Raw genomic sequence first — 5,332 nt, forward strand, 5'->3', positions numbered from 1 at the left:
GCCCATTCCTCGCCGGGCTTGGCATGATGCTGCTTCGGGAAAGGCGGAACGGGATACCGGCGCGCGCCGGCCTGCATGGCGCCCGTCGCTTTTGCCTTCGGCTTGCGGCGGTCGGCGGCATCGACCTTGCGCTGAACGCTGCGCTGCCTGCGCGCGGTCTTCTGCGTGTCCGTCTTCTTGGCCGCGCCTGATTTCCGGGCCGCGTCGGATTTCGTTCGGCTGCTGATCGGCATGATGGTCTCCTTTGAAGGGACAACGCATGCCGGCAAAAAAAGTTGGCTTCGCGATACCCTGCCAACGGTTTTGTCGCACCCCATCCCAGGTATCGGAGATACATCAAAGTTAAATGCCAAGCCCCACTCCGCGGTGCTAACCATTGGCCATTGGGGGGACTCTCGAGGAGGAGTCCCATGGACGTTCGAACTTATATCGGCAACCTCTCAGCCGCATTGCTGCGCCGACGTGCTGCCGCACCACCGATCCCCGTCAGGGTGATCCGCGCCTCGCTCGCGGATGTGCCGGTCAGGCCGCGTCCCAGGCCACCGCATCGGCCGGCGCCGCCGATGCGGCCCGCGAGCAACATGTAACCTCAGCGCGGACTTGCCCGGCGGATGCAACCGACCGGCACAGTCATCGTTTACGGCCAACCCCCATTTTGTGGTGCATCATGAAATCATTGCGTTTGAACAGCCCGCTTTTCGTCCTCGCCGCCGCCATGGTCACGGCCGCGCCCTTTGTCGGCCTTGCCTTGCGCACGCGCGAATGGCTCGGATGGTGAGACGTCGATGAGCCGTTTCCTGCCACTCACCATCCGCTTCGTCAGCGGCGGCTCCATGGTGGTCACGACCGTCGCCGAGGCCAAGAAGGCACTTGCCGGCGCATGGAAAAACAAGGATGCGCCCGACTATCTCAAGGCGGTGCGACTGGTGGACGACGCGATCGCCGGCATTTGCCGGCCGGCGATCGCCTTTGCCGCCTTCAAGAAGGTCGCCACGCAGCAGGGCCTGCTGAAGCCTGCCCAGCCAAGCGCCGCGCTCACCATGCTGGACGACCTCTCGTCGCGCTCCAAGACGCCGCCCGGCTAGGCGCCGCAAACCACCTGTTCCATGCCGGCCTATCTCGGCTCGCGCCTCATGCTGAGATAGGTCGGATCGAACTCGGCGATCGCGACCAGGCGCTCCCAGTCGAGGATGGCGGGCTGGTGGCTCGTCCAGCTGATGACGTTCATGCGGCGCAGCGTGCCGATGACCCGGTTCATATGGACGACGGAAAGGCCGAGAACGTCGGCGAGCTCGGCCTGCGACAGCGGCAGATGGAAGCTCATGTCGCGGGTCTTCTTCACCACTTGCAGCCTGACGAACAGCTCGCATATCAGATGCGCGAGATGCGAGATTTTTGAGCGCCGGCCCATAGCCACGATCCATTCGCGGTGAATGGCGCCATCGACCAGCGTGTCCAGCCACAAAAGCCTCGTCAGATGCGGCGCCTGCTCGGTGATCATCTTGAGCTTGCCGTGCTCGGCGGCGAGCACATGGCAAGGCGAGAGCGCGATGATGCCATGGTCCATCGTCTTCAGCAGGAAGGCGTGCAGGTCGACGAAATCGCCGGCGACCTGCAGCGAGGTGAACTGGCGTCCGCCATCCTCCAGCACTTTGTAGCGGGCGGCGAGCCCATCGACGATGAGCGTGCTGTGGATCGGCCGCGTTCCCTCCGTGACGATGTCCTCGCCGGCCGCGATATATTTTTCGAGCGACATGGCGCCGGCGAGCAGCGCCTTTTCTTCTTCCGACAAGGCGTCGTGCTGACCGAGATTGAGGTAGAGCGATTCCAGCATCCGGCGTCCTCCATTCGCAACAGCTAACGCCGCAAGCCGGGGCTGGTTGCAGACGGGCGCGCGCCGCAAGGGGTCGGCGCGCCATGGATTTTCCGTCAGGAACAACCTCTTGGAACCATGATCGCGGCCAGGGATTGAACCTGCGAACCGCCCGGAATGCCTATCGATGGAACGCTACTATTTTGACCTCTACAATTCCGAGCACTGCCAGGTCGACGACCAGGGGCAGCTTTTCGCCAGCCGGGAGGGCGCCCGCTTGGAAGCGTTGCGCATCCTGCAGGACATTGCCATCGACGAGGCGCCGGGAGTCGAGCGGCTGAAGATCACCGTGAAGCTGCGCAACGCCGAAAAGGTGCAGATATTCGAGGCGTCGCTGACGTTGGACTCGGCCTGGAACTGAGGCCCAGCGTTGCATTTCGCGGAGGCAAGCATGTTCGCAGATTTTGAGGCGTTGGAGATCGACACCGGCGCAGCAACGATATTCGCCCGCCGCGCCGGCATCGGGCCCGGCCTGCTCCTGCTGCACGGTTTTCCGCAGACGCATCTGATGTGGCGCGAGGTGGCGCCAAGCCTGGCACGGGATTTCACAGTCGTCTGCGCCGATTTGCGAGGCTATGGGCAAAGCTCCTGCCCGCCATCGGCCACCGACCATGCGCCCTATGCCAAGCGGGCGATGGCGGCCGACATGGTCGTGCTGATGGAGACGCTCGGCTTTCGGCGCTTCATGGTCGCGGGTCATGATCGCGGCGGGCGCGTCGCCTACCGGCTGGCGCTCGACCATCCGGACCGCGTCGAGAAGCTCGCCGTGCTCGACATCATCGCCACGGCCGATGCCTGGGACCGGGCGGACGACCGGCTGGCGCTTGGCTACTGGCCGTGGTCGCTGCTGGCGCAGCCCGAGCCGCTGCCGGAGACGATGCTGGCGGCGGCCGCGGAAGCGGTGGTTGACAACGCGCTTTCCGGCTGGGGGTCCGCGCCCGGCGCGTTCCCGCCCGGCGTGCGGCAAGTTTACATCGATGCGCTGCGCGACCCGGCGCATATCCACGCCATTTGCGAAGAGTATCGCGCGGCGGCTGCGCTCGACCGCCGGCATGATCGCGAAGACCAAGCTGCGGGTCGTCGCATCGCCTGTCCGTTGCTGGCGCTGTGGAGCGAGCACGGCGCGCTCGCCGAATGGTATCGGGACGAAGACGGCCCGCTGGGCATATGGCGGGGCTGGGCCGACGATGCCAGCGGCGGAGCGATGCCCGGCGGTCACTTCTTTCCGGAGGAGTCGCCGATCGAAACGGCTGCTACGCTCGACGCCTTCTTTTCCGGAAGGTAGAAACAGCGCTTTCCGGGAGCCGGCCGGCACCCGGCCGCCCGGCTCACACCAACATCAGATAGAGCAGCGGCAAGGCCGTCAGGCCGACCGCCATTGCAATCAGCGTGGCGTGGCCGAGGCGCTCCGCGCGCCTGGCAATGTCGGCGACCTCGTCCTCGTCATTGATGCCATCGAGGAACGAGAGATCGGCACGGGTCGCACGGTCGTTGTCGTTGGCAGGCAGGCTTTCGGCGTCCTGCCGGGCGGATTTTGCAGAGATATAGGTCAAAACGTCGTCTCACTCCGAAGCCGGTTGAGCGGCCTTTTGTTGATGGATATTGGTGCCCGCCGGAATTACGCGCGGGGCGATCGGCGGGCACCAGGACGGCCGGCGATGGAGGGGGCTTTTCTCGACGGCCGCTCCCCAATTCGTGGAAAGCAGATTGGTTGCATAAGCCAGCCCAATGCTTTGGTCAGGTCGGACTTCAGTCTTATCCGGGTCACGAAATGTTTCAGCCGGAACATCGATTGCCGGCACCTGTTCCCCTTACTCAAGGAGGCCGAACGCGTCCTTGAGTTCATCCTGAAGAAAAAAATCCGAACCAACGGAGTTCGATATGCCCAATCAAGGCGGAACCCACGAACAGCACGTCAAGGCCGGCCAGCAGAGCCACAAGAACCGTGAAGACCAGCATCGCGGCAGCGGCCAGCAGCAGGCCGAGGACCGTAACATGGGTCAGCGCAGCGCCGGCCGGCATAGAGGCGGCAGCGGCAACTTCACCGAAGACCGCCAGCGTGCATCGGAAGCCGGCCGCAAGGGCGGCCAGCACTGAGTTTCAAATGGCGTCCGTGTCGTTTACGGACGCCATTTCTTTCTGCGGCGAGTTCCAGCCCTCGATGGAACATCTTCTCCCTCCTCCAGTTCACCTAGGACGGCCGCCGCAAACAGGCGACCACCGCAGGATGTTTCAATGGAGGCGCCAATGTCGCTGCATACGCTTCATCCCGAACGCGTCGACGAGACCCGCATGCAGGCCTATTCGACCTTCGGTCCCCTGCTGGTCCATGCGCTGACGCAACGGCTGGCCCGCTGCCAGGGCATGCGCGAACTGGACAAGGTGGAAAAGTTGCTGGTGCGCCTCATCGAGGAGACGGACGTTGCCGCTCCGCATGGCGAGGCGATGAAGGAGTTCGCGATCGAGCTCGTCGTCTCGACGCTGCGCAATGTGCGCGAGCATCCCGACGCCAAGCACGACCTGGAAGAGATCGACGAGCGGCGCACCGAAGGTCGCTCGGAAAATCCCGGCACGCTGGAAGAGCAATTGCAATCCGGGCTCGAGGACTCGTTTCCGGCCAGCGATCCACCGGCCGTGGTGTCGACCGCGATCACCGGCGGCTCGAAGGACATCATCGGCACAGACGAGGTGCTGCGCCGCAAGAGGGAAGCGCGCCGCGGCAGCCGACAGACTGAAACCTGAAGGAGGCCTGCAATGACACAGGCAAACGACAACATCCCGCATCGTCCGGGCGCGACCGACGCGCCACGGACAAGCAATCTGCCGACCACGGGCGGCGACGATCCCGATGTGCGCTTTCTGGCGGAGAACACCGATCTGTCGCCGAAGCAGGCGCGCGAGCTGATCCGCGAGCACGGCCATAATCGCGACAAGCTGCTCGAGATTGCGCGAACCATGAAGGCGGAGAGCTGAACGCCCCAATCACGGAGAAGAAAAATGCCACGTGGCGACAAATCGAAATACACCGGCAAGCAGGAACGCAAAGCCGACCATATCGCCGAAGGCTATGAGAAGCGCGGCGTGTCCGAGAAGGAAGCCGAGCGGCGCGCCTGGGCGACCGTCAACAAGGACGACGCCGGCGGCAAGGAGGAAGGCGGCTCCGGACGCGGCAAGCACACCGGCAATCCGGCCGCGCACAAGGGTGGCAGGATGGGCGGCAAGGCCTCCGGCGAGCGCTCCGCGGCGGACAGGTCGGCTTCGGCCAGGAAGGCGGCCGCGACGCGTAAGAGGAATGAGAGCCACGCGCATCATTGATGACTTCCCCTCTCCCCTTGTGGGAGAAAGTGGATCGGCGCGACTGCGCCGAGACGGATGAGGAGTATTCCAGCGGAGTGAGACGCTGGCGTTCCCTGGAACACCCCTCATCCGTCGCCTTCGGCGACACCTTCTCCCACAAGG

9 protein-coding genes and 1 pseudogene are annotated in these 5,332 nt (G+C 64.4%); 7 read left to right on the plus strand and 3 right to left on the minus strand.

Annotated elements, in window-relative coordinates:
* A pseudogene (locus tag FJ471_RS33995) lies at positions 1-233 on the minus strand (short-chain dehydrogenase); the annotation flags it as partial.
* Positions 234-785: 552 nt separating this feature from the next.
* On the opposite strand from FJ471_RS33995, the gene FJ471_RS34000 reads away from it, so the two are divergent.
* Positions 786-1,085: a DUF982 domain-containing protein gene (locus FJ471_RS34000; protein WP_140810999.1), complete on the plus strand. Its 300-nt coding sequence runs from the start codon at positions 786-788 to the stop codon at positions 1,083-1,085.
* Between the two features lie 29 nt (positions 1,086-1,114).
* Here the strand turns inward: FJ471_RS34000 and FJ471_RS34005 are convergent, their stop codons facing one another.
* Positions 1,115-1,834, minus strand: coding sequence for a Crp/Fnr family transcriptional regulator (locus FJ471_RS34005; RefSeq protein ID WP_140811006.1), 720 nt, complete (start codon positions 1,832-1,834; stop codon positions 1,115-1,117).
* 166 nt (positions 1,835-2,000) lie between these two features.
* Between FJ471_RS34005 and FJ471_RS34010 the strand changes: the two genes are divergently transcribed.
* Together FJ471_RS34010 and FJ471_RS34015 are read left to right on the plus strand one after the other, a co-directional pair.
* A complete protein-coding gene (locus FJ471_RS34010; RefSeq protein WP_140811012.1) occupies positions 2,001-2,234 on the plus strand; it encodes a hypothetical protein in 234 nt (77 codons plus the stop codon).
* Positions 2,235-2,264: 30 nt separating this feature from the next.
* Positions 2,265-3,158 carry an alpha/beta hydrolase gene (locus FJ471_RS34015; protein WP_140811018.1) on the plus strand — a complete coding sequence of 298 codons (894 nt, stop codon included), beginning with the start codon at positions 2,265-2,267 and terminating at the stop codon, positions 3,156-3,158.
* A gap of 43 nt (positions 3,159-3,201) precedes the next feature.
* On the opposite strand, the gene FJ471_RS34020 is transcribed toward FJ471_RS34015, so the two are convergent.
* On the minus strand, positions 3,202-3,426 hold the full coding sequence (locus FJ471_RS34020; protein ID WP_140811026.1) for a hypothetical protein: 225 nt from the start codon (positions 3,424-3,426) through the stop codon (positions 3,202-3,204).
* 442 nt (positions 3,427-3,868) lie between these two features.
* On the opposite strand from FJ471_RS34020, the gene FJ471_RS35030 reads away from it, so the two are divergent.
* From FJ471_RS35030 to FJ471_RS34040, 4 genes are all read left to right on the plus strand, one after another.
* Positions 3,869-3,970 (plus strand): KGG domain-containing protein, encoded by a 102-nt coding sequence (locus tag FJ471_RS35030; protein ID WP_181179943.1) that lies wholly within the window; start codon positions 3,869-3,871, stop codon positions 3,968-3,970.
* 150 nt (positions 3,971-4,120) lie between these two features.
* Positions 4,121-4,615, plus strand: a complete 495-nt coding sequence (locus FJ471_RS34030) for a hypothetical protein (RefSeq protein ID WP_140811041.1) — start codon at positions 4,121-4,123, stop codon at positions 4,613-4,615.
* A 12-nt stretch (positions 4,616-4,627) separates the two neighbouring features.
* Entirely contained in the window at positions 4,628-4,846 is a 219-nt protein-coding gene (locus tag FJ471_RS34035) for a hypothetical protein (protein ID WP_140811050.1), read from the plus strand.
* Between the two features lie 24 nt (positions 4,847-4,870).
* Positions 4,871-5,188, plus strand: coding sequence for a plasmid stabilization protein (locus FJ471_RS34040; protein WP_140811057.1), 318 nt, complete (start codon positions 4,871-4,873; stop codon positions 5,186-5,188).
* Positions 5,189-5,332: the final 144 nt, after the last annotated feature.

This window comes from Mesorhizobium sp. B2-7-1 (assembly GCF_006440735.1).
Classification (GTDB): domain Bacteria; phylum Pseudomonadota; class Alphaproteobacteria; order Rhizobiales; family Rhizobiaceae; genus Mesorhizobium.

Coding starts and splice junctions, on each gene's coding strand:
- FJ471_RS34000 (WP_140810999.1), top strand. CDS start 786: ATGAGCCGTTTCCTGCCACTCACCATCCGCTTCGTCAGCGGCGGCTCC.
- FJ471_RS34005 (WP_140811006.1), bottom strand. CDS start 1,834: ATGCTGGAATCGCTCTACCTCAATCTCGGTCAGCACGACGCCTTGTCG.
- FJ471_RS34010 (WP_140811012.1), top strand. CDS start 2,001: ATGGAACGCTACTATTTTGACCTCTACAATTCCGAGCACTGCCAGGTC.
- FJ471_RS34015 (WP_140811018.1), top strand. CDS start 2,265: ATGTTCGCAGATTTTGAGGCGTTGGAGATCGACACCGGCGCAGCAACG.
- FJ471_RS35030 (WP_181179943.1), top strand. CDS start 3,869: ATGGGTCAGCGCAGCGCCGGCCGGCATAGAGGCGGCAGCGGCAACTTC.
- FJ471_RS34030 (WP_140811041.1), top strand. CDS start 4,121: ATGTCGCTGCATACGCTTCATCCCGAACGCGTCGACGAGACCCGCATG.
- FJ471_RS34035 (WP_140811050.1), top strand. CDS start 4,628: ATGACACAGGCAAACGACAACATCCCGCATCGTCCGGGCGCGACCGAC.
- FJ471_RS34040 (WP_140811057.1), top strand. CDS start 4,871: ATGCCACGTGGCGACAAATCGAAATACACCGGCAAGCAGGAACGCAAA.